The organism is Bradyrhizobium sp. 61 (assembly GCF_023073075.1).
GTDB classification, from domain to species: Bacteria; Pseudomonadota; Alphaproteobacteria; order Rhizobiales; family Xanthobacteraceae; genus Bradyrhizobium; species Bradyrhizobium barranii.
Genome location: NZ_JADPIU010000077.1, coordinates 1 through 23,045, shown reverse-complemented (window position 1 = coordinate 23,045; position 23,045 = coordinate 1). Strand labels below are relative to the sequence as shown.

The window sequence follows — 23,045 nt, the reverse complement described above, 5'->3', positions numbered from 1 at the left end:
GGCATATCCCATGGGCGTCTCCGAACCCTTCATCCGCCGCCCGATCGCGACCTCGCTGCTCGGCATCGCCCTGCTGATCGGGGGCGCGCTCGGCTATTTCTCGCTGCCGGTCTCGGCGCTGCCGCAGGTCGATTTCCCGACCGTGCAGGTGTCGACGCAGCTTCCGGGCGCCAGCCCCGACGTGATCGCCTCGCTGATCACCGCGCCGCTGGAACGGCAGCTCGGCCAGATCCCGTCGCTGACGGCGATGAACTCGACGAGCTCGTTCGGCGTCAGCCAGATCTCGCTCCAGTTCGATCTCAACCGCGACATCGACGGCGCGACCCAGGACGTGCAGGCCGCGATCAACGCGGCGGCCGGCGTGCTGCCCAAGACGCTGCCTTATCCGCCGACCTACGCCAAGGTGAACCCGGCGGACGCGCCGGTGATGACGCTGGCGCTTCGCTCCGACACGATCTCGCTGCGGGCGATGAGCGACATCGCCGACACGCTTCTGGCGCAGCGGCTGAGCCAGATCTCCGGCGTCGGCCGGGTCTCGGTGCTAGGTGGGCTGAAGCCGGCCGTGCGCATCCAGGCGGATCTGGCGCGCCTTGCCGCCTATGGCATCGCCATGGAGGATCTGCGCACCGCGATCTCCAATGCCAACGTCTCCGGGCCAAAAGGCTCGCTCGACGGGGCGCAGCAATCCTACATCATCGCCGCCAACGACCAGATCGCCGCTGCCGACGCCTACAAGCCTGTTATCATCGCCTACCGCAACGGCTCGCCGGTCACGATCGGCGACGTCGCGCAGATCGTGGATGGCCTCGAGAACGACCGCACCGGCGGCTGGTACCAGGGCACGCCGGCGGTCATCATCGACATCCAGCGCCAGCCCGGCGCCAACGTCATCGATGTCGTCAGCCAGATCCGGGCGGAAATCCCAAAGGTCCAGCGCGCCATTCCGGCCGGCGTGAACCTCACCATCGTCTCCGACCGTACCGTCACCATCCGCGCCTCGGTCCGCGACGTGCAGTTCACCCTGATCCTCAGCGTCGTCTTGGTGACGCTGGTGGTGCTGCTGTTCCTGCGCTCCCTGCGGGCCACGCTGATCGCGGGCGTCGCGCTGCCGCTGTCGCTGATCACCAGCTTCGGCATCATGTATTTCGCCGGCTTCAGCCTCGACAATCTGTCGCTGATGGCGCTCACCATCGGCACCGGCTTCGTCGTCGACGACGCCATCGTCATGATCGAGAACATCGTCCGCCACATGGAGAACGGCGATAGCGCGATGGAGGCCTCGCTGAAGGGGGCCAGCGAAATCGGCTTCACCGTGATCTCGCTGACCGTGTCGTTGATCGCGGTGTTCATCCCGCTGCTGTTCATGTCCGGCCTCGTCGGGCGCATGTTCCGCGAATTCGCGCTGACGCTGACGATCGCGGTCGTGACCTCGGCCGTGGTCTCGCTGACGCTGACGCCGATGATGTGCTCGCGCCTGCTCAAGCACGCCCATGAGGAACTGGCGGTGCCGGGATTGGCCGCGATCAGCCGCTTCATCGATAGCACCGTCGAGTTCTATCACCGGACGCTGCTCTGGGTCCTGGAACGCCAGCGCGCCACGCTGCTCGTGACATTTGCGACCCTGGTCGCGACCCTTGTCCTCTACGTCGTCGCGCCAAAGGGCTTTCTGCCGCTTCAGGACACCGCCTCGATCACGGCGGTGACGGAGGCGGGACCCGACGTGTCGTTCACCGAGATGCAGAAGCGTCAGGCCGAGGCGGCCGATGCCATCAAGGCCGACCCTGACGTGGTCGGCGTGGTCTCGGTGATCGGGGCGGGCTCGGTCAACCCGACCACCAATGTCGGGCGCCTGGTCATGACCTTGAAGCCGCGCGGCGAGCGGCGCGACGACGTCAGCGCGGTTGTGACCCGGCTGAAGGAACGGGTGTCGGCTATCCCGGGCATGACCGTCTATTTCCAGCCGGTGCAGGACGTGCAGATCTCGACCCAGTCGAGCCGTTCGCAGTACCAGTACACGCTGACCGGGACCGACGCGACGCTGGTGTCGGAATGGGCGCGCAAGCTCGTCGCCGAGATGCGGCGCGATCCGCTGTTCCGCGACGTCTCCTCGGAGGCGCAGGAGGGCGGCCTGCGGGCGCAGCTCGACGTGGACCGGACCCGGGCCGGACAGCTCGGCGTGAGCCTGCAAGGAATCACCGACACGCTCAACGACGCGTTCGCGCAGCGGCAGATCTCGACCATCTACGGCCAGGCCAACCAGTACCGCGTGGTGCTGGAGGCGCTGCCGATGTACCAGCGCGATCCCTCGATCCTGTCGAAGCTGTATCTGCCGGGCGCGGCGAGCAGCATCGTGGGCGCGCCCAACGCCCAGGTGCCGCTCTCGGCCGTGGCGACGCTGAAGCGCACCACGGCGCCGCTCGCGATCTCGCACCAGGCGCAATTCCCGTCGATCTCGCTCAGCTTCAACCTCGCCCCGGGCGCCGCGCTCGGCGATGCCGTCGAGGCGGTGAAGACCATCGAGACCCGGATCGAGATGCCCAACAGCATCGTCGGCGTCTATGCCGGCGACGCCGCCGAATTCGCCAAGGCGCTCGCCGGCCAGCCCTGGCTGCTGCTTGCCGCCGTGATCACGATCTACATCGTGCTGGGCGTGCTCTATGAGAGCTACATCCACCCGATCACCATCCTGTCGACGCTGCCTTCGGCCGGCGTCGGCGCGATCCTGGCGCTGATGCTGTGCGGGCAGGACCTCTCGGTGATCGGCCTGATCGGCATTATCCTGCTGATGGGCATCGTCAAGAAGAACGCGATCATGATGATCGACTTCGCGCTCGAGGCCGAGCGCCGGCAGGGGATGTCGCCGAACGAGGCGATCGTGCAGGCCTGTCTCCTGCGCTTCCGTCCGATCATGATGACGACGCTGGCGGCGCTGTTCGGCGCGCTGCCGCTCGCGATCGAGAGCGGCACCGGCGCCGAGCTGCGCTTTCCGCTCGGCATCTCCATCATTGGCGGCCTGCTGCTGAGCCAGCTTTTGACGCTCTACACCACGCCCGTGATCTACCTCGCGCTCGACCGCATCAACCGCCGCCTCGAGCAGGCGCTGCCGCCGGCTGAATCCGGCGGCCCGCCGGTCGCGGGCGCGACCGAGGGGATGCAGTGATGGCATCGATCTCGGAGCCCTTCATCCGCCGGCCGGTCGCGACCACGCTGCTGTCGATCGGGTTGTTCCTGCTGGGTGTCGTCGCCTACGAGTTCCTGCCTGTCGCCTCGGTCCCGAACGTCGACTTCCCCGCCATCTTCGTGTCGGCCAGCCGTCCGGGCGCCGACCCGTCCGTCATGGCGGCGACGGTGGCCTCGCCATTGGAGCGTCGGCTCGGCGAGATCGCGGGCATCAACCAGATCACCTCGACGTCGTCGCTCGGCACGACCAGCATCCAGCTCCAGTTCGACATCGGCCGCAACATCGACAAGGCCGCGCGCGACGTGCAGGCGGCGATCAACGCGGCGCTGATCGACCTGCCGAGCGACCTGCCGACGCTGCCGCGCTTCCGCAAGGCGAACACGGCCGGCGCGCCCGTTTTCGTGCTGGCGCTGACCTCGAAGACGCTGTCCGCCAGCGCGATCTACGACGTCGCCGATACCGTGCTCGCGCAGCGCATCTCGCAGGTGCCGGGTGTCGGCGACGTGACGGTGAGCGGCGCCGACCAGCCGGCGGTGCGCGTGCAGCTCAACCCCGTCGCACTGTCCAACGCCGGCATCGCCACCGACGACGTCAGGACTGCGATCATCAATGCCAATCCGCTTGGTCCCGTCGGTATCTTCAACGGCGAGCGCCAGAGCGAGACGCTCTCCCTCAACAAGCAGATGCGGACAGCGAAAGAGTTCCGCGACATCATCATCAAGAGCTCGAACGGCAATTTCGTCCGGCTGTCCGACGTCGCCGACATCGAGGACTCCGTCCGCAACGCTCGCTCCATCGCCTGGTTCAACAAGCAGCCGGCGGTGCTGATCCAGATCACCAAGCAGGGCGACGCCAACGTCATCGACACCGTCGACCGGGTGAAGGCGCTGATCCCGGCCCTGAAGCAATGGATCCCGGCGGGTGTCGATATTTCCACGCTGGTCGACCGCACCAGCACGATCCGCGCCAGCGTGCTCGACATGCAGTGGACGCTGCTGGCAACCGCTGTCCTCGTGATGGTCGTGGTGTTCGTGTTCCTGCGGCGGCTGACGCCGACGATCGCGGCTGGCATCTCGGTGCCGCTGGCGCTGGCCGGGACCTGTGCCGGGATGTGGGTCGCGGGCTTCTCGATCGACAATCTGTCGCTGATGGCGCTGGCGATCTCGGTCGGCTTCGTGGTCGACGACGCCATCGTCATGATCGAGAACATGTACCGCAATCTCGAACATGGCATGCGGCCGCTCCAGGCCGCGCTCGTAGGCGCCCGGCAGATCGGGTTCACCGTGGTCTCGATCAGCCTGTCGCTGATCGCGGCTTTCACGCCGTTGATCTTCATGGACGGCATCGTCGGCCGCCTGCTGCGCGAGTTCTCGCTGACGCTGACCTTCGCGATCCTGGTCTCGACGCTGGTGTCGCTGACGGTCACACCGATGATCTGCGCTCATTACATCCGGCAGACCACGTCCGGCACCGCGACGCTGTTCGATCGGCTGATCGAAGGCTCGCTGTCGCGCGTCGTCACGTTTTACGCCCGCAGCTTGCGCACCGTGCTGCAATATCCGCTGCTGACGCTGCTGGTGTTCTTCGCCACCATCGGCCTCACGGTGACGCTCTACATCAAGGTCCCCAAGGGCTATTTCCCGACCGACGATTCCGGCTTCGTCATCGGCGCGACGCGCGCCTCGGCCGACATCTCGTTCCAGTCCATGCTCGGCCTGCAGCAGCGGCTCGCCGACATCGTGATGCAGGATCCGGCCGTGGCCGGCATCGGCTCGACGGTCGGCAGCGGAGGCGGGCCGGGGGGAGCGACCTCGAACCGCGGCACCATGTTCATCAGCCTGAAGCCGCCGGAGGAGCGCGACCACGTCTCGACGCAGGTCGTGATCGACCGTCTCAGGCGCGCCCTGTACCCGGTGCCCGGCATCCGCCTGTTCATGTTCGCCGCCCAGGACGTCCGCGCCGGCGGACGGCAGAGCGATTCCGACTACCAGTACACACTGACCAGCACCGACCTCAGCCTGCTCCAGAAGTGGGCGCCGATCGTGGCCAAGCGCATGGAGAGCGTCGAGGGCATCACCGATATTTCCAGCGACCGCGATCCCGGCGGGCTTCAGCTCACGCTCTCGATCGACCGCCAGAAGGCCTCGGCGCTCGGCGTCAAGGTCCAGGACATCGACAACGCGCTCAACAACGCATTTTCGCAGCGGCAGATCGGGATCATCTACACCCAGCGCAACCAGTATATGACCGTGCTGGAGATCGACCCGAAATTCCAGGTCGACCCATCCAACCTCGATCGCATCTATGTCGCCGGTGCCAATGACGCGCAGGTGCCGCTGTCGGCCGTGGTACACGCGACGCGCGGGCTCGCTGCGCTGGCGGTCTATCATTCGCAGGGGTTTCCCTCGACCACGGTGTCGTTCAACCTGATGCCGGACGTGCCGCTCCAGACCGCGACCCAGAACGTGCAGCGCGCGGTCGAGGAGCTGCACATGCCCGAAGGCATTCGCGGCAGTTTTGACGGCAACGCGGGCGATTTCGCCAGGACCAGCGGCCGCCAGCCGCTGCTGATCCTCGGCGCGCTGGTGGCGATGTATATCGTGCTCGGCGTGCTCTATGAGAGCCTCGCCCATCCGCTGACGATCATCTCGACGCTGCCATCCGCCGGGCTCGGCGCGCTGCTCGCCTTGCAGCTCACCAACACGCCGCTGACGGTGATCGCCTTCGTCGGCATCATCCTGTTGATCGGCATCGTCAAGAAGAACGGCATCATGATGGTGGACTTCGCGCTCGATGCCGAGCGCCAGCGCGGCCTGTCCTCGGCGGAGGCGATCTTCGAGGCCTGCCAGGCGCGCTTCCGCCCCATCCTGATGACGACGATGGCGGCGCTGTTCGCCGGCATTCCGCTGGTCATCGCGACCGGTCCGGGCACGGAGCTGCGCCGTCCGCTCGGCATCACCATCATCGGCGGCCTGTTCGTCTCGCAGATCCTGACGCTCTACACGACGCCCGTGATCTACCTGCTGATCGACCGCCTGCGCCGCCGTTCCGAGCCGCGTCCGCTCGCCATGCCCGCGGAATAGGCGAAGTATCGCGCACGTTCCGACACCGTCAGTCGGCTCGATCCCCTAACATTTGATGTTATCAAATTAACATCTGTATTCATAAAAGCTGCTAGTTCTCATTTCTGTCAACAAAGCTCGTTACAGAACGGAGACGGGCGCAGCCTTCGCTCGTCGCGCCGCCCGAAGCTGTTGCATTCGAACGGGATCCCGCCCCGAGAACGTGTGACGTGCTTGGGAAACCTTGTGGGCGAGCGGAAATCGGCTGGCTCGTGTTGCTTTGGAGTGATTGGCCAAATGGCTAATACCGTCGGATCGCACTTTTTCCCAGAGATTGCGGCGGGTGGTTTCTCTCGGGTCGATGGCACGATTCAGTTCTGGCAGCGGGTCGGGGCCTTGGTTGGACCGGATTCCGTCGTGCTGGACTTTGGCGCCGGGCGAGGCGCCGGCCAGAGCGAGGATTCGGTCGCCTACCGGCGCAGTCTGCGGTCGTTGAAGGGACGGGTGCGCGAGCTCGTCGGGGTGGATGTCGACCCGGCTGTCACGACCAACAAGGCGCTGGATCGGGCGTTCGTGATCACACCCGACGGAGAGCTTCCGATCGCCGATCACTCCATCGACGTGATCGTATCGGATTTCGTGTTCGAGCATCTCCAGGATCCTGCCAGAGCCGCCCGTGAACTCGATCGCGTGCTCAAGCCGGGCGGCTGGATCTGCGCGCGAACGCCCAACCGCTATGGATACATCGCACTCGCCAACCGGATGATCCCCGACCAGCTGCATGCCCGCATCATCCAGTCGGCCCAGGACGACCGCAAGGGCGAGGATGTCTTCCCGGCCGTCTATCGGCTGAACACTGCCGGCGCGTTCAAACGGCATTTTCCCGCCTCCCGATACGATCTGTATGTGATCCCGTGGGACGCGGAGCCGGCCTATTATTTCGGATCGAAGCTGCTCTATTCGCTGTTGCTTGCGGTTCAGCACTGCACGCCGGCTCCGTTCAAGACAGTGTTGACGGCGTTCATGCGCAAACGCCCCGTGCCGTGAGCCCGACAGCCAAGTCACGTCGGGCTCAAGCCGCCGTACACCTCATTGCGAAGACGAAAGAGCGCACGGGACGAAAGGCCTTCGAGCGCGGAACGTCACGCAACGCAGGCGCCTTGTAGAAAGATCGTACCCTCCAAGACGTCACCAAGTCCGAGCGATAACGTCATTCGGAGATCAACTGGGGCGTGTATTACGGCCTGACCACCACACTTCATGACCATCGCCTCCCAATCCCCGCCCCAAAGCCCATGTCGACGTAGGTGCTCAGTTCTACGACACCGACCTCAGCAAGCCGATTTGGGTCGCCAACGTGGCCGCGAATGGTACTGTGGATTGGAGAGACGCTGCCGGAACGCCGGTCTAGCAGAGCGGTCGACGCATTCGACATACCGGCGCAACGAGACCGCCTTCGGGCGGTCTTTTTGTCGTGTGCCGAGGTTCGGGGTTATGGCGGCGCCACTCCCGGCAAGAGAGTTGTTGAACCGCCGCTTCAAGCGTATAGCGGCGACCATGTCGAACCCCACAGCCGCCGCGCCGGCCGATCCGATCCCCGAATGCCCGCACTGCCAGAAGCCGATGCCGCTGTGCATCTGCGACAGTGTCACGCCCATCAAGAACCGGCTCTCGCTCCTGATCCTCCAGCATCCGCAGGAGCAGGACAGGGCGCTCGGCACCGCCCGGCTGCTTGCGAAGCACTTTGCCGATGCCACGGTGCGGGTCGGCCTGTCCTGGCCGAGCCTGTCCAAGGCGCTCGCGCGGCCGATCGAGAACGCCTCGCACTGGGCCGTGCTCTATCTTGGCTCGGCGCGCGCGGCCGATCTGGAGGCCGAGGGCGAGATCCTGGCGCTCAACCGCAAGGGCGAAGTCGCGGAGAACCAGCGCTCGATCCTCGGCAAGCTCGAAGGCGTGGTGCTGCTCGACGGCACCTGGAGCCAGGCCAAGGCGCTGTGGTGGCGCAATCCCTGGATGCTCAAATGCCAGCGCGTGATCCTCAACCCGGCGCATCCCTCCCGATACGGACGCCTGCGCAAGGAGCCGCGGAAAGACGGGCTGTCGACCATCGAGGCGGCCGCGACCATCCTGGCCAGTCTTGAGAAGCGCCCCGATATCGCCGAGACGCTCAATGCCAGTTTTGAACGGATGTTGACGCGCTACCGCGAGGTTCAGGCCGAAATGCCGGAATTGGCGCCAAAACCGCCGGTCAAGGACCGCCGGCGCGGTGTCCGGCGCAGCAAGCGCAGCTGACTCGCGCTTAAATCCTCCGTACGGTTGATTGCCCCGCGCGAGACGGGCGGGTAGAGACGATCGGCCGATGGGCCGCGAACTGTTATCTTCGCAGCATCGAAAAGCCGGAAGCGGAAGGGGCAGTCGAATTCAGGCCGCGGCGAAGGAAATCCTTGCACAGGCGGCGCGGCCCGATCGGTGGGGCACGCTCGCGCTGATGGACATCTCGCTGCGTTACCGGCGCACCGTGATCGGCCCGCTCTGGATCACGCTGACGCTGGCAGCAACAATCGCAAGTGTCGGCACGGTCTACGCCGCACTGTTCAAGCAGGACATCGCCGGTTTCCTGCCGCCCTTCGCCGTCGGCCTGATCGTCTGGACCCTGATCGCGACGACGCTCCAGGAAGGCTCAAGCATCTTCGTGGCGTCGGGCCACCTGATCAAGGCCGTGCCGGCGCGGCTGATCGTGCATGTGCTCCAGATGATCGCGCGCAACGTGCTCATCTTCGCGCATCATCTGGTGATCGTGGTGCTGCTCTACATCGTGATGCCCTGGCCGCTGCATGGGAGCATGCTGCTCGCGGTACCCGGCTTTGCGATCCTGCTCATCGTTCTGCTCGGCGGTTCGGTCGCACTCGGCATGCTCTGCGCGCGCTTTCGCGATATCGGCACGGCGATCGTCAGCGGCCTGCAATTCATCTTCTTCCTGACGCCGATCATCTGGACCGAGGACGCCCTGCGCGGCACTGCGTTCTACTGGCTGATCCGCGCCAATCCGTTCGCGACGCTGCTCGACCTCGTGCGCAGGCCGCTGCTGTCGCAGCCGACCGATCCTGTCCAATGGCTGCTCGGGGCGATCTATGCGATCGTCGTAGCCGTCATCGCCTTCGGCTGCTACGCGAAATACCGCCACCGCGTGGCGTATTGGCTGTGAGGCGCGCATGAGCCTTGTTGCCCACATCGTGCTTCGCAACGTTTCGGTCAAATTTCCGGTGCTGTCGTTCCGCGACCGTTCGCTACGCAGCCGGTTCGTCAGCGCGGTGACGCTGCGCCGGACGCCGGCGGTGCCGCACATCGTCTCCGCGCTCAACGACGTCAGTCTCGACATCCGCGCCGGCGACCGCGTCGCCATCATCGGCGCCAACGGCGCAGGCAAGACCACGCTGCTGCGGGTTCTCGCCGGCATCTATCATCCGACCGCTGGCAGCGTGGACGTGCTCGGCCGTTGCCTGTCGTTGTTCGACCTGTCGGCCGGCTTCGACGAGGAAGCGACAGGTTATGAGAACATCATACGCCGCGGGCTCGTGATCGGCGCGCGGCGCTCCGAGATCGATGCGCGGCGGGCGGAGATCGCCGAGTTCACCGAGCTCGGTGACAGGCTCGACCTGCCGCTGCGGACCTATTCCAGCGGCATGATGCTGCGGCTGATCTTCGCGGTCGCAACCGCCGTGGAAGGCGAGATCGTGCTGCTGGACGAATGGATCGGCGTCGGCGACCAGCAATTCCGCCGGAAGGCGCGGCAGCGGCTCGACGAGATCGTGGCCCGTGCCGGCATCCTGGTGCTGGCCTCCCACGACATCGAGCTGATCCAGAGCACCTGTAACCGCGCGATCCTGCTCGAGGAGGGGCGGATCACCGCGGCCGGCCCGACCGATGCGATTCTTGCGAAATATCTCGCCGGCCCGGGCGGGTGCAAGGCGTAAACGCCCGGCCGGGGTTGCCTAAGACATTGATCCCCTATATTGCTCCGCCCTTACGGGGCCACGTGGCGGAGTGGTTACGCAACGGTCTGCAAAACCGTGTACACCAGTTCAATTCTGGTCGTGGCCTCCATAACAACCTCCTGATATTTCATCATGAATTTGGCTCACCGCGCGTTCCGCGGAGCACGCGGTTGAGGCCTGCTAGGCCGTGCACACCGGGTTTGCCCGGGGCTTGGCGGACACCAGCGATTCAGGCCCGATGGCATAGACTTCGCATCTGCGAAGTGATGCGTCACGAACCCCTGGAGCTGGAGAGCACGTGAGCGACGTCGTCCGATTTATCCCGAAATCCGAGCTGGAACGGGCTCGCCTCATTCGCGAGGCCCGTGCGATCTATGACAGCATCTTTCCGCCGGCCGCACCCGACCGGGCGCCGCAGGACGGCGAGGAGCGGGTCAAGACCTGATCGATCCCGCGCCATTCCGGCGCATGGCCGATAGCAAAACGCCCGCGGGAGCGGGCGCATCGGTTGACGTTGAAAGTGGTCTCAACAGGCCGCGTACCAGCCGTCCGGAAACGGCAGAAGGGGCCAGGCGCCCTCATTGTCATTGGCGGCTTTGGGCGTTGCGACGTACGACCACGAGCGGGGCACGAATTCCTCCTCCGGCTCGGGCGCGAAATCTTGATAGACCATGGCGTCCCGGACGGCATCCAGCAGCAAGTTGAATTCGGCTTCGCTCATCGCACCCTCGCAGAACGCGGATGGCGCAATGTCGCAAAGCCGGTTTGTTACCCGATTGAGCCGATCGTTCGCATTTTAGCGACCCGGCGATCGGGCTCCGATTGGTTAGCGATTCCTTAAAATCCCCGCGGAACCGTACGTTCCTCCCGTCCGGCCTCAGTGTGAAAGAGATCACATCCCCCGCGATTTATTTCTCCTACCCCTTGGCACGACACCGGCCAGCGAAGGCCGGGGGCGGGCAAGGCAGACGGGAGACTTGGTCATGAGGGCAAGGTTCTTACGGTTTGCGGGGGCGAAGAGCCGGGCGCGCCGCGCCTCGACGGTCGGGCTGTTCCTGGCGCTGTTCGCCTCCGCCGCCAATGCGCAGCAGGGAACGCCGGAGCAGCGCCGGGCCTGCACCCCCGACGTCTATCGGCTCTGCGCTGGCGAGATCCCCAACGTCCGCGCCATCACGGCCTGTCTGCGCCGTAACCGCTCAAGCTTGAGCGAGGCTTGCCGCACCGTCTTCGACCAGGCCGGCGGCTGACATAGCCGCCCTGTGGGTTTGTGCGCAGCAAGTGGCTCGTGCGGTCTCGCGAATCCGGCATAGTCGGCCTGTGGATATGCTGCGGACAGGCTGTGGAAAGCGGTGAGATGCTGTGGATGTCGTCCACAGATGCGTCTGCCGGCACCTCATTTCCGTTAGCAAACGTCATATCTCTGTCAAATATCCTGACTGATTGATTCTCCGACCGTGCAGATCATTGCGTCGCGCGAGATCATTTGGTTCTCCCGAATTCGGAATTGCGTGCCGCAGGACACCTGACGCACGAACAGTTTTTGTGCAGGGGGCTGCCCAATTCGCGGGCCCCATTCATCCAATTTTTTGTACGCCCGCGGACAAGCTTTCCCGTCCGCACTCCACCTAGGCTCGTTCCCGAGATCTGGAACATGGCCAGTGCCATGACAATTCGAAGGAGCTGGAGATGGAGACACGGGTATTGCCCCATGCACGGGGGATCGCACGCGCATCATTGCCATGGCGCAAGATCGCGCTCGGCGCCACCATCGCTTTCGGCTTCGCCGCCGCGGCACCGTTGAGCGCACAGGCCGCCGCGCCCGCCGCCTGCGCCGCGCTCCAGGAGAAATATCCGGACTGGAAGGGCAAAACGCTCGTCAACGCCATCAACCCGCACACGCCGGGCTATGAGACGATCGATCCGAAGGATCCCAGCAAATATATCGGATTCGACATCGATCTTGGCGAGGCCATCGGCGAATGCCTCGGCTTCAAGCTGACCTACAAGCCGGTGACGTTCGCAGCGCTCCTGACCACGCTGGCCGCGGGTCAGGCCGACATCGTCATCTCCGACATCTACGCCACCAAGGAGCGCGCCAAGGCGGCCGACTTCATCACCTACTCGAAGGTGTTCGACGGCGTGCTGGTCGCCAAGGGCAACCCGAAGGGCATCAACGGCATCAACATGTCGATGTGTGGTGCTGCTGCCGCCGAAAACACCGGCTATGTCGAGGTGCCCCTGATCCAGGCACTGATCCCGGAATGCAAGAAGGCCGGCAAGGCCGAGCCGACCATCCAGCTCTACGACAACAACGCCAACTGCATCCAGGCCATCCTCGCCGGTCGCGCCGACACCTATGTCAACGACGTCAACACCGTCGACAGCGCCGTCAAAGCCTATCCGGACAAGCTGGAAAAGGCGATCGCGGTGACGATCCCGTATTCGGTCGGCATCGCCGTGCCCAAGGACAAGCCGAAATTCCGCGACGCCGTGCTCGCCGCGCTGATCGAGGTGCAGAAGGCCGGCACGCATATGGAGCTTCTGAAGAAGCACGGGCTCGACGTGAACAACTTCAAGGAGCCGGACATTCTGACGGCTGACTGATGTCGCTGTTTCTCCATTACCTGAGCATGCCGTATCTGCTCGAGGGCATCGAGCTCACCCTCGAGGTGACTGCCCTCGGGCTCGGTGGCGGATTGATCCTCGGATTGATCCTCGCCGGCATGCAGCTCTCGCGCTTCTGGCCCCTGGCGGCGATCGCCAGGGCCTATACCGTGATCTTCCGCGGCACGCCGCTGATCCTTCAGATGGTGTTCGCCTACGACGCGCTGCCGCATATCGGCATCAAGCTGCCGGCGGTGCTGGCGGCCGGCCTCGCGCTCGCCTGCAACGAGGCGCCGTTCATCGCGGAGATGCTGCGCGCCGGCGTGCTCGGCGTCGACCGCGGGCAGGTGACGGCCGGCCAGGCGCTCGGCATGACGCCGCGGATCCTGATGTGGCGGGTGATCGCGCCGCAGGCGATCCGCACCATGATCCCGGCCTTCGGCAACGAGGCCGTCAGCGCGCTGAAGAATTCCTCGCTGGCGTCCGTCGTCGCAGTCCAGGAGCTGACCTTGCGCTCGACGCAGCTTGCGTCCTCGACCTTCGACTTCTTCTCGATCTTCTTCGCCTCTGGCCTCTTGTACCTCGTGCTGACCTTCGCCATCAGCGTCATCCAGTTGTTCGTCGAATGGCTGCTCGATCTCGACCGCGCCAAGGGACGGAAGCGCAAGCTCGCCGATTACCTGCCCTGGCGTCGCGTCGATCTCGGCGCCAAGCTGGAGCTTGCGGAGGCGACCGTCGCCGATCCCGAACCCGTGCAGGCAGAGCTGACCGACACGCCGCCGCTTGCTCTGACCAGAGAGGAGCGCACGCGGCGTTCCGCGACGATCGCGCGCAACAACATCGCAGTCGAGACCAAGGACCTCACCAAGAGCTACGGCACGCAAAAGGTGCTCGACGGCCTCGATCTGACCGTTCGCGTCGGCGAAGTGGTCGCGCTGCTCGGCCCCAGCGGCTCGGGCAAGAGCACGCTGCTCCGCTGCATCAACCATCTCGAAAGCTGGGACGGAGGCACCGTGCGCGTCGGCGGCCGCCGTCTCGGCTTTGACGACGACGGCAAATTGCTGTCACCCCGGGCCATCGCCAACGAGCGGGCAACCGTCGGTGTCGGCATGGTGTTCCAGCAGTTCAATTTGTTCGCCCATCTGTCGGCGCGCGAAAACATCGCCGGGCCTTTGCGCTGGGTCCACGGTATGACCCGCATCGACGCCGACCGTCGCGCCACCGAACTGCTCGACCGCGTCGGTCTCTCGCATCGCGCCGACGCGTTGCCGCGACATCTCTCCGGCGGCCAGCAGCAGCGCGTCGCCATCGCCCGCGCGCTGGCGCCCAATCCAAGCGTGCTGCTTTTGGACGAGCCGACCTCGGCGCTCGATCCCGAGCTCGTCAACGAGGTACTGGAAGTGATCCGGCGGCTCGCCATCGACGACGGCCTCACCATGATCATCTCGACGCACCAGATCCGCTTTGCCGATGAAGTCGCCGACCGCGTCGCATTCTTGAGCGGCGGCGCGATCATCGAGGAGGGGCCGGCGCACGAGGTGCTCACCAATCCCCGCAATCCGCTGACGGCGCGTTTCCTCAGCGTGATGGAAGCCGACAAGACTCCGGAGGCGGTGCGATGAGCGCTGCCTTCGTAAGGTTCAAGACTCCCGAAGAGGCCATCTCATGAAGCATTTCACGCTGCCGGTTTCGCCGAAGACCGTCCACTGGGGCTATTTCTCCAAGAAGGTGACGCCGGCCCTGACATTGCGCTCCGGGGATCGCGCCACCATCGAGACGCTGACCCATCATGCCAATGACGATTACGAGCGCATGATCCAGGGCGATCCCGGCGCCGAGAGCGTGTTCCAGTGGACGCGCGAGCACAAGGCGGTCGCGCGCCGCGGCTCCGGGCCGGTCGAAGGTCCGTTTATCCGCGGCGCAGGCGAGGGGGTTGGCGTGCATCTTCTCACCGGACCGGTCGCGATCGAAGGCGCCGAGCCCGGTGACATCCTGGAAGTGCACATCCTCGATATCAGGCCGCGGCCGAGCTGCAGCGCCTGCCATGCCGGCCGCTGCTTCGGGTCCAACGTCGCGGCCAATTGGGGCTTTCACTATCACGATTTGATCGAAGAGCCGAAGCCGCGGGAGGTCGTCACCATCTTCGAGCTCGACACCTCGGGCGAGCCTTATGCGAAAGCGGTCTACAACTACGTCTGGACGCCGCAGACCGACCCCGACGGCATCGTGCATCCGACCATCGACTATCCCGGCGTGCGCGTCGATCACGCCACCATCAAGAAGCGCGAGAACGTCCTCGCAAGTGTGAAGGTGCCGGCGCGTCTGCATTTTGGCACCATGGGCCTCGCGCCCTCGGAAGCTGATTTCGTCAGCTCGATCCCGCCGAGCTACACCGGCGGCAACATCGACGACTGGCGCATCGGCAAGGGCGCGCGGATGTTCTATCCGGTCGCAGTCCCCGGCGCCTATTTCTCGGTCGGCGATCCCCACGCCGCGCAAGGCGACAGCGAGCTCGGCGGCACCGCAATCGAGACCTCGCTCACGGGCGATTTCGAGTTCATCCTGCACAAGAAGGCTGATCTGGCCGGCACCAGTCTGGAGGGCCTCGACCATCCGATGTTGGAGACCGATCACGCCTGGTCGTTCTACGGCTTCACCTATCCGAACTATCTGGCCGCACTCGGCGCCGACGCACAAACCGAGATTGCCAATCACTCGAGCCTCGACCGTGCGATGCGCGATGCGTTCAGAAAACTCCGGCGGTTCCTGATGACCGTGCACGGTCTCAGCGAGGACGAGGCGATCTCTCTGCTGTCGGTCGGCGCCGATTTCGGCGTCACTCAGGTCGTCGACGCCAATTGGGGCGTCCACGGCACGATCCGCAAGAACATCTTTCGCTGCGACTAATGCATTGAGACACAGCGAGTTTTCGGGATGAGGAGATGAGCAGCGAACGTCATTTGCTGCCCGTTGCTGCGACGGATGACCGCGTTCGTCTGGCACAGAGGTTGCTTCGATCAACTGCAATCTGGGTTGATCCGATGAGCTTCCGGCCGTTCACGAGCGAGTCCTACGCGCAAGACGACCGCCCCGAGGCCTGGCGGGACGTGCTGGCGGCGGTCGGCCTGCAGCCGGCGACCGGCCATTCCTTCTTTGACGGACACGCAACCGCATCGCATCGCCACACCGCAGGTGTTGCGCTGACGCGCATGGCGGCTGGCGCGCAAAGCGTCGCGCCGCTATCGCAAGCGAATGAGGACCTTCCGATCGCGCTGATCCCGGTCGAGGACGGCATGGTGCTCAGAAGCGCCGGCGGCCACCGCATCGTTCCGGTCGGCCATCTCGTGCTGCTGCCGCGGAGCGGTGACTGGAGCATCGTGTTCCAGCGTGACATGCGGGCCATCGTGCTGTCGGTGACCTCGGAAGCGCTGCACGGACGCCTCTCGGGCAGGCCGCGGCTCGGCGAGCCCCGCGTGGTTCCACCCAGCGGCTTTGCCGATGTGTTCTCGCGTCTGCTGGATGCGACCGCGCGCACGCTCGACACGCTGAGCGATGCCGAATGGAATTCGGTCGCGCAGTCGCTCGTTGATCTGCTCCTGACGCTCGCGCATCAACTGGCGGCCTCGACGTCCGATGCCGGATCGAGTGCGACGCAGGCCGCGCTGCTGCATCGGATCTGCCAGACCATCGAGCGGCGGCTCGACGATCCCGAACTGGCGCCGGCGCGCGTCGCGCAGGCCCAGGGGATTTCCGAGCGCTACCTGCAAAAACTGTTCGAGACGGTCGGCGACAATTTCACCCATTACGTCCGGGAGCGCCGCCTCCAGCGTGCCTGGGCCGATCTGTCCAATCCGACCGAGGCGCTTCGTTCGATCTCGGAGATCGCCTACGCCTACGGCTTTGGCGATTCCGCACATTTCAGCCGCGCCTTCCGTCATCGCTTCGGCCTGCCGCCCCGCGAGTTTCGCCAGCAGGAGGCGGAGCGGGCGACCTTGCAGCACGGCATTGCCGGCCAGCGCGGCTGGCCGCAGGAGGCGCTGGCGCAGCTCCGCGTGCATTCGAGCGTCGAAGCACGCAGCACCGTTGCGTGTGCCGGCACCGAAGAGCGGACGACCACGGAACGCAGGCATCACCATCTCCCGGTCGAGGCCAGCCGCGTCCATTGGGGTTATTTCAGCCGCTCGCTATCGCCGCAAATCGAGATCGCCTCGGGCGACACCATCACCATCGAGACGCTGACGCAGCACGCCTCCGATGCGCCCGAGATGATGATCGCGGGCGATGCCGGTGCTGAAAGCGTGTTCGGCTGGACACGGGACAAGAAGAACGTCGATCGTCGCGGCGCTGGCCCGATGGATGCCAGCGTGTTCGGCCGTGGCGCCGGCGAAGGATTTGGCGTGCACATCTGCACGGGGCCGGTCGCGGTGAAGGATGCCCAGCCCGGCGACGTGCTGGAGGTGCGCATCCTCGACATCGTGCCGCGCGCGAGCCGCAATCCGAACCATGCCGGCCGCGTGTTCGGCTCCTCGGTCGCGGCTTGGTGGGGCTATCACTACAACGAGTTTCTCGGCGGTCCCATGCCGCGCGAGGTCGTCACCATCTACCAGATCTTCGACGATCCAGAGGAGCCGCACGCCCGGGCGCTTTATTCCTATCGCTGGGAGCCGCAGACCGACCCCTTCGGCGTCGTGCACGCCACCTACGACTATCCCGGCGTCCCCGTCGCGCCCGCCACGGTGAAGCGCCGGCATGCCGTACTCGATGGCATCCGCATTCCCCTGAGGCCGCATTTCGGCGTGATCGCGGTGGCGCCGCGCGAGGTCGATTTCGTCGACTCCGTGCCGCCGTCCTATTTCGGCGGCAATCTCGACAATTGGCGGCTGGGGAAGGGGGCTACCGTCTATCTTCCGGTTTCGGTGCCCGGCGCGCTGCTCTCGGTCGGCGATTCCCATGCCACGCAGGGCGACGGCGAGCTCAGCGGCACCGCGATCGAATGTTCGATGACAGGGACGTTCGAGGTGATCCTGCACAAGAAGGCCGAACTGGCCGGCCAGCCCTTTGCCGATCTCTCTTATCCCCTGATTGAGACTGAGACCGACTGGGTGCTGACCGGCTTCAGCCATCCCAACTATCTCGCCGAGTTCGGCGCGCAGGGCCAAAGCGAAGTCTACACAAAATCCTCGCTCGACCTCGCCATGAAGGATGCGTTCCGGAAAATGCGGCGCTTTCTGATGAACGTCAAAGGGCTCAGCGAGGACGAGGCGATCGCCTTGATGTCGGCCGCCGTCGATTTCGGCGTCACCCAGGTCGTTGACGGCAATTGGGGCGTGCACGCCATCCTCAGCAAGCGCCTGTTCCGGGACTTGCCTCAACAAGGACACCTCAAGTGAAATTCCACATGATCAGCGGCGGACCGAAGCCGGTCGCGCCCTTCAGCCACGCCGTCGAGACCGACGGGTTTGTCTTCGTCACCGGCCAGATGCCGGACACGCCGCAGGCGCCGGGTGTGCTGCCAGAAGGTATCGTCGCGCAGACCCGCGCGGTGATGGAGAACTTGAAGGTCGTGCTCGCCGGGCTCGATCTCGGCCTCGAGCACGTCGTGATGACGCGGATCTATCTGACGCGTTTCAAGGAAGACTACGCCTCGATGAACGAGACCTATCGCACGTACTTCGCGCCGGATCGTTTGCCGGCTCGCACGTGTGTCGGCGTCACCGGGCTCGCCTATGATGCGCTGATCGAGATCGACCTGGTGTGCCGGCGGCCGTGAGCTCGGCTTTCGCAGCCCGGACGCTGCGGCACGAACTGATGCGCAGCAGAGCCGGGGCCCATGCCACAGCTACGGTGCGGCTTTCCGGGTCCCGGCTTGGCGCCGTAACGTTCCACGTTGCAACGCGGCCGGGACACGCGAGCGGCAGTCGCCAAACGCTCCCTCCACTTCGTCTTAAATTGCAACCCGCGCGTGCAAGAAGTCTTGATCGGCCGTGATCTAGGGATGATCAACCGCCTTGAACGCGTCGCCTGCGGCCGACGACTAACCCACAGAGTGCATGAGGGTCAGGGGAACGTGATCGTACTTCCTCTTCCTAAAGCACCAAAATGGTGCTTTAGTGCTTTCCATGAGCCCGTCGCCCCGAAACGCGCCGTCCGCGCTGCGCTACAGGCTTGCCCCTGACCCGGCCGCCAAGGCCGCGCTTGAGGCGACGTTCCAAGCCTATGACCGCATGATGGAGATCCTGGACGAGGTCGCGCGGAGCCATAACGTCGGCTCGAACGTCGTCCTGCTCCATGCCCATGCCTATGAGTCGATCCGGAAACAGACCGCGCTGCCCTCGCGCCTGGTGACGCTGGGCCTGCGCGACCGCGCCGATTATCGCGCCGCGCAGGGCCGCCGCCTGCCGCTCGACGACAAGCTCGCCAAGATCAAGGGCCCCGCCACCATTTCGATTGCAACCGTGGAAGGGCGCTTCAGCGTGCCCTTCGACTATGCCGGCTATGCCGAGGGTTGGGGGCAGAGCGCTCCCGCGCACCTGATCCGCACCGACGACGGTTTCGAAGTTCACTACGGCGTCACGCCGAACAATCTGCCAGAGGAGGAGAACGCCATGGATACCATCGCTGCCGCCCCCGACAACTTCCTGTCCCGGGTCGGGCGTCTGATCGCCGGGATCGCCTATGACGCGATCGAGCAGGCGGAGGGGAAGAACAAGCTGAACGTGGTTGGCCAAGCCATCCGCGAGATCGAGCGCGCGGAGAGCGAAGCGCGCGATGCGCTCGCGGCCGCGCGCGCCGAGGAATACCGTCTCAACGCGCGCCGCACCGAGATCGAACGCGAGATGACCGATCTTGCGCCCAAGATCGAAGGTGCGATTGCTGATTGCCGGGACGATCTCGCCCGCGCCGGCATCGCGCGGCAGATGGACCTCGAGGCGCAGTTCGAGGTGCTCTCCCGCGCCATCGACGAGAACAACGAGAAGATCGAGCAGTGCGTGACGTCGCTGCGCGCCGTGCTGTCAGCGCTCCAGGATGCCGAGCAACGCCGCGCCGATCTCGAAAAGAGCGAGGCTCAGGCAAGCCATCAGGCCTCGACGTCGCCCCGGAAGTCCGGCGGTGCCTCGGCGGCGGCGAAGGCATTGCGTGCGGGCAGGGCGGTGGCGCGCGCCACCGGCGTTCCGGCCTCCATCCCGTACTCAAGCGACATCGACGAGCTCAGCACGTTGCATCGCGAGAAGGAGATTGCAGCGCGGCTGGCGCGGTTGAAGTCGCGCTCCTGAGTAATGTGTCATGAGCGCTCTGCTCGAACACGTGATGTCGCCGGAGGTCAGGCCGTTCGCGATCGCGGCGGCCATGATCCTCATCGTCGGCTCGATCGAGGTGGTCTCGATGCTGGTCGGGGCCTCGCTGAGCGAGATGCTCGGCACCAACATCGATTTTGGTCACCCCAGCGACAATGGCGTGATCAACGCCATCTCCTGGATCAATGTCGGCGGCGTGCCGCTCTTGATCTTCCTGCTGTTGCTGCTCGGCGCGTTCTCCATCTCCGGCTTCCTGATCCAGGACATCGCGCGGATGGTGGCGGGTCCCTTGCCGGCAACGCTCGCGTCGGTCGGAGCGGTCGCCGTCTCGATTCCGCTGGTCCGCGCCGCAAGCAGGGGCATCGCGCGGGTCATTCCCAAGGATGAAAGCTATGCCGTCGGCCTCGGCGATCTCGTCGGCCGCGTCGGCGAGGTCGTGATCGGCCCGCTCGATCAGGGGCCGCCCGGCCGCGTCAGCGTCGCCGACATCCACGGCAACCGCCATTTCGTGTGGGCGGTCGCCGCACCGTCATCATTGCCCCTGCCGCAGGGAACCATGGTCCTGCTGGTCGATCGCGCCGGCACCCGCTTCGTGGCGGTGAAGGCCGACGATGAACTGAAACCTTCCAAACCGCCTCTAAGCAGCTGACCAGTCATTTATCGGAGAAAGTCATGTTCGACATTGCAGTCCCGGCCATGATCGGCGTCGCGCTGATCGTCGTCCTCGGGATCGTCTTCACCATCCTCTACAAGCGCGCCACCCGCGACGAGGCCTTCGTGCGCACCGGCCTCGGCGGCAAGAAGGTCGTGCTCGACGGCGGCGCCATGATCCTGCCGATCTTCCACTCCTATGCCAGCGTCAATTTGAAGACGCTGCGGCTCACCGTCGAGCGCAAGGAGCGGGAGTCCCTGATCACCAAGGACCGCCTGCGCGTCGACATCGTCGCCGAGTTCTACGTGCGCGTCCGTCCTGACGATGAGAGCATTGCGCTCGCGAGCCAGACGCTGGGCGCGCTGACCAATGACGCCGAAGCCCTGCGCAACCAGGTCGAGGCAAAATTCGTCGACGGCCTGCGTTCGGTGGCAGCCACCATGTCCATCCTGGAGTTGCAGGAGAAGCGCAGCGACTTCGTCAAGCATGTGCAGGCGACCGTGGAATCGGACGTGAAATCCAACGGTCTCGAGCTTGAATCGGTGTCGCTGACCAAGCTCGACCAGACCGACGTCAAATTCTTCAACCCGGAGAACTTCTTCGACGCCGAAGGTCTGACCCAGCTGAAGACCGTTACCGAGACGCGCCGGCGCGACCGCAACTCGATCGTGCGCGACAACGAGGTGGCGATTGCGCAAAAGGACCTCGAGGCGCGGCAGCAGACCCTGACCATCGAGCGCACCAAGAAGGAGGCCGAGCTCTCCCAGGAGCGCGACATCGCCAACAAGACCGCGAGCACCCGCGCCGAGGTGGCGACTGCGACGCAGACGGCGCGCCTGACCGAGGAGAACGCCCGCATCGATACCGACCGCGCCGTGGCCGAGAAGGAGGCCGGCGCCAAGCAGGTCAAGGAAACCGCGGTCATCGAGTCGGATCTCGCCATCAACAAGCGCAAGACCGACGCGCAGCGCGAAATCCAGATCGCCACGCAGGAGAACGAGATCCAGATCGCGGCCAAGAGCAAGCAGACCTCGGAAGCCGTCGCCGAGGCCAAGACCGCGGAAGCGGTCGCCGTCTCCGCGGAGGAAAAGGTGGTGACCGCCCGCGCGGTCGAGGTCGCCGACCGTGCCCGTCTCACCCAGGTGCTCGCCGCGCGCACCGAGGCCGAGCGCAAGTCGACCGAGCTGATCGTCGCCGCCGAAGCCGAGAAGAGGGCTTCGCTCGATCGCGCCGAGGCCGTCAAGACGCTGGCCACCGCGGAAGCCGAGTCCAACAAGATCAAGGCTGTCGGCGTCAGGAATATCGGCGAGGCCGAAGCCGCAATCATCACGCTCAAGAACGAGGCGCAGAACAAGCTCGGTGCCAACGTCATCGACTTCGAGCTCGCCAAGAAGCGGATCGAGACCATGCCCTCGGCGCTAGCCGAGATGGTGAAGCCGATCGGAAATCTCAAGGACGTCCGCATCCTGCACACCGGCGGCGCGTTCGGCGGCAATGGCACCGGCGGCGGCAATGTCGGCTTCGGCGAAGGGCTTGCGGGCGAGCTCCTCAAGGTGCACGCGCTGCGTCCGATGATCGACGAGATCCTGCGCCAGAGCGGGTTTGCGCCGGGCGAGGATCCCGTGAAAGCGCTGGTCGGCGCCGTGACGGGAAAGAGCAACGGCGCCGCAGTGCCGGCGCCCGTGCCGGAGAAAACAAACACCGCCGATCTATGAACGCCGGTTCATTGCTGCGGAGAATTCGAATCGATATGAACTGCCCGTGCGCGTCTCGCGTCGCGCACGCTCCGGAGCGTCGATCGATCGCGTGTTGAACCACTCGATCGCGCTCCGGGTGAATTCTTCGAGGCAACGCCATTTGTTGCCGCGGTGCCTGCGCGGATCGACGTCAGGCACCGGAGCCTCTTTCGATCGGGGGAATTTCACATGAAGTATTTTCTGTCCGGACTGATCGCGATCGGTCTTGCGATCGCCGCTACGCCGTCGTTCGCGGCCGACGCCCGCAACGTCACCGTCGTCAACGAGACCGGCTATGCCATCAAATTCCTGGGCTTCAACGCGCCGGACGACGGCCTGGACGAATGGGAGAACGAGCTCGAAAAGGTTTTGCAGAACCAGGCGAGCACCTATGTCGAGTTCGAAGAGGACGACGAGGGATGTGTCTGGAACACTGGACGGCGGAAAATGTCTTAACAAAAACAACGGTCGTCAGTTATGTGTCAGTCATTGCCCGGTTTCGGTTTGTTCCGGGCCTCAA

18 protein-coding genes and 1 tRNA gene are annotated in these 23,045 nt (G+C 65.0%); 18 read left to right on the top strand and 1 reads right to left on the bottom strand.

The features are described 5' to 3' along the window. Window positions 1-10: 10 nt before the first annotated feature. From IVB46_RS29830 to IVB46_RS29795, 8 genes are all read left to right on the top strand, one after another. A complete protein-coding gene (locus IVB46_RS29830) occupies window positions 11-3,160 on the top strand; it encodes an efflux RND transporter permease subunit (protein WP_247310403.1) in 3,150 nt (1,049 codons plus the stop codon). Further along, complete coding sequence (locus tag IVB46_RS29825; RefSeq protein ID WP_247310401.1) at window positions 3,160-6,264, top strand: efflux RND transporter permease subunit; 3,105 nt, start codon at window positions 3,160-3,162, stop codon at window positions 6,262-6,264. The genes IVB46_RS29830 and IVB46_RS29825 overlap by 1 nt, the downstream gene beginning before the upstream one ends. Before the next feature lie 225 nt (window positions 6,265-6,489). After that, window positions 6,490-7,290, top strand: a complete 801-nt coding sequence (locus tag IVB46_RS29820) for a class I SAM-dependent methyltransferase (protein ID WP_247310399.1) — start codon at window positions 6,490-6,492, stop codon at window positions 7,288-7,290. Window positions 7,291-7,800: 510 nt separating this feature from the next. Further along, the gene (locus tag IVB46_RS29815) at window positions 7,801-8,535 is read left to right on the top strand and encodes a tRNA-uridine aminocarboxypropyltransferase (protein WP_247310397.1); all 735 of its coding nucleotides are present in this window, start codon (window positions 7,801-7,803) and stop codon (window positions 8,533-8,535) included. Window positions 8,536-8,731: 196 nt separating this feature from the next. After that, window positions 8,732-9,448 carry an ABC transporter permease gene (locus IVB46_RS29810; RefSeq protein WP_346016149.1) on the top strand — a complete coding sequence of 239 codons (717 nt, stop codon included), beginning with the start codon at window positions 8,732-8,734 and terminating at the stop codon, window positions 9,446-9,448. A 7-nt stretch (window positions 9,449-9,455) separates the two neighbouring features. Further along, complete coding sequence (locus IVB46_RS29805; protein WP_247310393.1) at window positions 9,456-10,217, top strand: ABC transporter ATP-binding protein; 762 nt, start codon at window positions 9,456-9,458, stop codon at window positions 10,215-10,217. 56 nt (window positions 10,218-10,273) lie between these two features. Beyond that, window positions 10,274-10,347: transfer RNA gene (locus IVB46_RS29800), tRNA-Cys, on the top strand. Window positions 10,348-10,536: 189 nt separating this feature from the next. Further along, window positions 10,537-10,683, top strand: coding sequence for a hypothetical protein (locus IVB46_RS29795; RefSeq protein WP_166341563.1), 147 nt, complete (start codon window positions 10,537-10,539; stop codon window positions 10,681-10,683). A gap of 81 nt (window positions 10,684-10,764) precedes the next feature. Here IVB46_RS29795 and IVB46_RS29790 read toward each other — a convergent pair whose 3' ends face one another. After that, window positions 10,765-10,959, bottom strand: a complete 195-nt coding sequence (locus IVB46_RS29790; protein WP_039148908.1) for a hypothetical protein — start codon at window positions 10,957-10,959, stop codon at window positions 10,765-10,767. 262 nt (window positions 10,960-11,221) lie between these two features. Between IVB46_RS29790 and IVB46_RS29785 the strand changes: the two genes are divergently transcribed. The 10 genes from IVB46_RS29785 (at window position 11,222) to IVB46_RS29740 (ending at window position 22,981) form a co-directional block, all read left to right on the top strand. Next, a complete protein-coding gene (locus IVB46_RS29785) occupies window positions 11,222-11,485 on the top strand; it encodes a hypothetical protein (RefSeq protein WP_063983409.1) in 264 nt (87 codons plus the stop codon). Between the two features lie 439 nt (window positions 11,486-11,924). Then, window positions 11,925-12,842 carry an ABC transporter substrate-binding protein gene (locus tag IVB46_RS29780; protein ID WP_247310391.1) on the top strand — a complete coding sequence of 306 codons (918 nt, stop codon included), beginning with the start codon at window positions 11,925-11,927 and terminating at the stop codon, window positions 12,840-12,842. Then, entirely contained in the window at window positions 12,842-14,464 is a 1,623-nt protein-coding gene (locus IVB46_RS29775) for an amino acid ABC transporter permease/ATP-binding protein (RefSeq protein WP_247310389.1), read from the top strand. The genes IVB46_RS29780 and IVB46_RS29775 overlap by 1 nt, the downstream gene beginning before the upstream one ends. A gap of 43 nt (window positions 14,465-14,507) precedes the next feature. Then, window positions 14,508-15,749, top strand: a complete 1,242-nt coding sequence (locus tag IVB46_RS29770) for an acetamidase/formamidase family protein (protein WP_247310387.1) — start codon at window positions 14,508-14,510, stop codon at window positions 15,747-15,749. A gap of 134 nt (window positions 15,750-15,883) precedes the next feature. Then, window positions 15,884-18,232, top strand: coding sequence for an acetamidase/formamidase family protein (locus IVB46_RS29765; protein WP_247310385.1), 2,349 nt, complete (start codon window positions 15,884-15,886; stop codon window positions 18,230-18,232). Continuing rightward, window positions 18,229-18,612, top strand: coding sequence for a RidA family protein (locus IVB46_RS29760; protein WP_247310382.1), 384 nt, complete (start codon window positions 18,229-18,231; stop codon window positions 18,610-18,612). Before IVB46_RS29765 ends, IVB46_RS29760 begins: the two co-directional genes overlap by 4 nt. 340 nt (window positions 18,613-18,952) lie before the next feature. Beyond that, window positions 18,953-20,116, top strand: coding sequence for a PspA/IM30 family protein (locus tag IVB46_RS29755; protein ID WP_247310380.1), 1,164 nt, complete (start codon window positions 18,953-18,955; stop codon window positions 20,114-20,116). A 10-nt stretch (window positions 20,117-20,126) separates the two neighbouring features. Beyond that, window positions 20,127-20,786: an OB-fold-containig protein gene (locus tag IVB46_RS29750; RefSeq protein WP_247310378.1), complete on the top strand. Its 660-nt coding sequence runs from the start codon at window positions 20,127-20,129 to the stop codon at window positions 20,784-20,786. Between the two features lie 23 nt (window positions 20,787-20,809). Then, window positions 20,810-22,504 carry a flotillin domain-containing protein gene (locus IVB46_RS29745; protein WP_247310376.1) on the top strand — a complete coding sequence of 565 codons (1,695 nt, stop codon included), beginning with the start codon at window positions 20,810-20,812 and terminating at the stop codon, window positions 22,502-22,504. Between the two features lie 210 nt (window positions 22,505-22,714). Further along, entirely contained in the window at window positions 22,715-22,981 is a 267-nt protein-coding gene (locus IVB46_RS29740) for a hypothetical protein (RefSeq protein WP_247344029.1), read from the top strand. Window positions 22,982-23,045: the final 64 nt, after the last annotated feature.

Excerpts from the sequence above, each read along its gene's own strand:
- IVB46_RS29785 (WP_063983409.1), top strand. The coding sequence starts at position 11,222 with ATGAGGGCAAGGTTCTTACGGTTTGCGGGGGCGAAGAGCCGGGCGCGC.
- IVB46_RS29765 (WP_247310385.1), top strand. The coding sequence starts at position 15,884 with ATGAGCTTCCGGCCGTTCACGAGCGAGTCCTACGCGCAAGACGACCGC.
- IVB46_RS29815 (WP_247310397.1), top strand. The coding sequence starts at position 7,801 with ATGTCGAACCCCACAGCCGCCGCGCCGGCCGATCCGATCCCCGAATGC.
- IVB46_RS29830 (WP_247310403.1), top strand. The coding sequence starts at position 11 with ATGGGCGTCTCCGAACCCTTCATCCGCCGCCCGATCGCGACCTCGCTG.
- IVB46_RS29740 (WP_247344029.1), top strand. The coding sequence starts at position 22,715 with ATGAAGTATTTTCTGTCCGGACTGATCGCGATCGGTCTTGCGATCGCC.
- IVB46_RS29750 (WP_247310378.1), top strand. The coding sequence starts at position 20,127 with ATGAGCGCTCTGCTCGAACACGTGATGTCGCCGGAGGTCAGGCCGTTC.
- IVB46_RS29810 (WP_346016149.1), top strand. The coding sequence starts at position 8,732 with ATGGACATCTCGCTGCGTTACCGGCGCACCGTGATCGGCCCGCTCTGG.
- IVB46_RS29780 (WP_247310391.1), top strand. The coding sequence starts at position 11,925 with ATGGAGACACGGGTATTGCCCCATGCACGGGGGATCGCACGCGCATCA.
- IVB46_RS29770 (WP_247310387.1), top strand. The coding sequence starts at position 14,508 with ATGAAGCATTTCACGCTGCCGGTTTCGCCGAAGACCGTCCACTGGGGC.
- IVB46_RS29825 (WP_247310401.1), top strand. The coding sequence starts at position 3,160 with ATGGCATCGATCTCGGAGCCCTTCATCCGCCGGCCGGTCGCGACCACG.
- IVB46_RS29775 (WP_247310389.1), top strand. The coding sequence starts at position 12,842 with ATGTCGCTGTTTCTCCATTACCTGAGCATGCCGTATCTGCTCGAGGGC.
- IVB46_RS29805 (WP_247310393.1), top strand. The coding sequence starts at position 9,456 with ATGAGCCTTGTTGCCCACATCGTGCTTCGCAACGTTTCGGTCAAATTT.
- IVB46_RS29745 (WP_247310376.1), top strand. The coding sequence starts at position 20,810 with ATGTTCGACATTGCAGTCCCGGCCATGATCGGCGTCGCGCTGATCGTC.
- IVB46_RS29790 (WP_039148908.1), bottom strand. The coding sequence starts at position 10,959 with ATGAGCGAAGCCGAATTCAACTTGCTGCTGGATGCCGTCCGGGACGCC.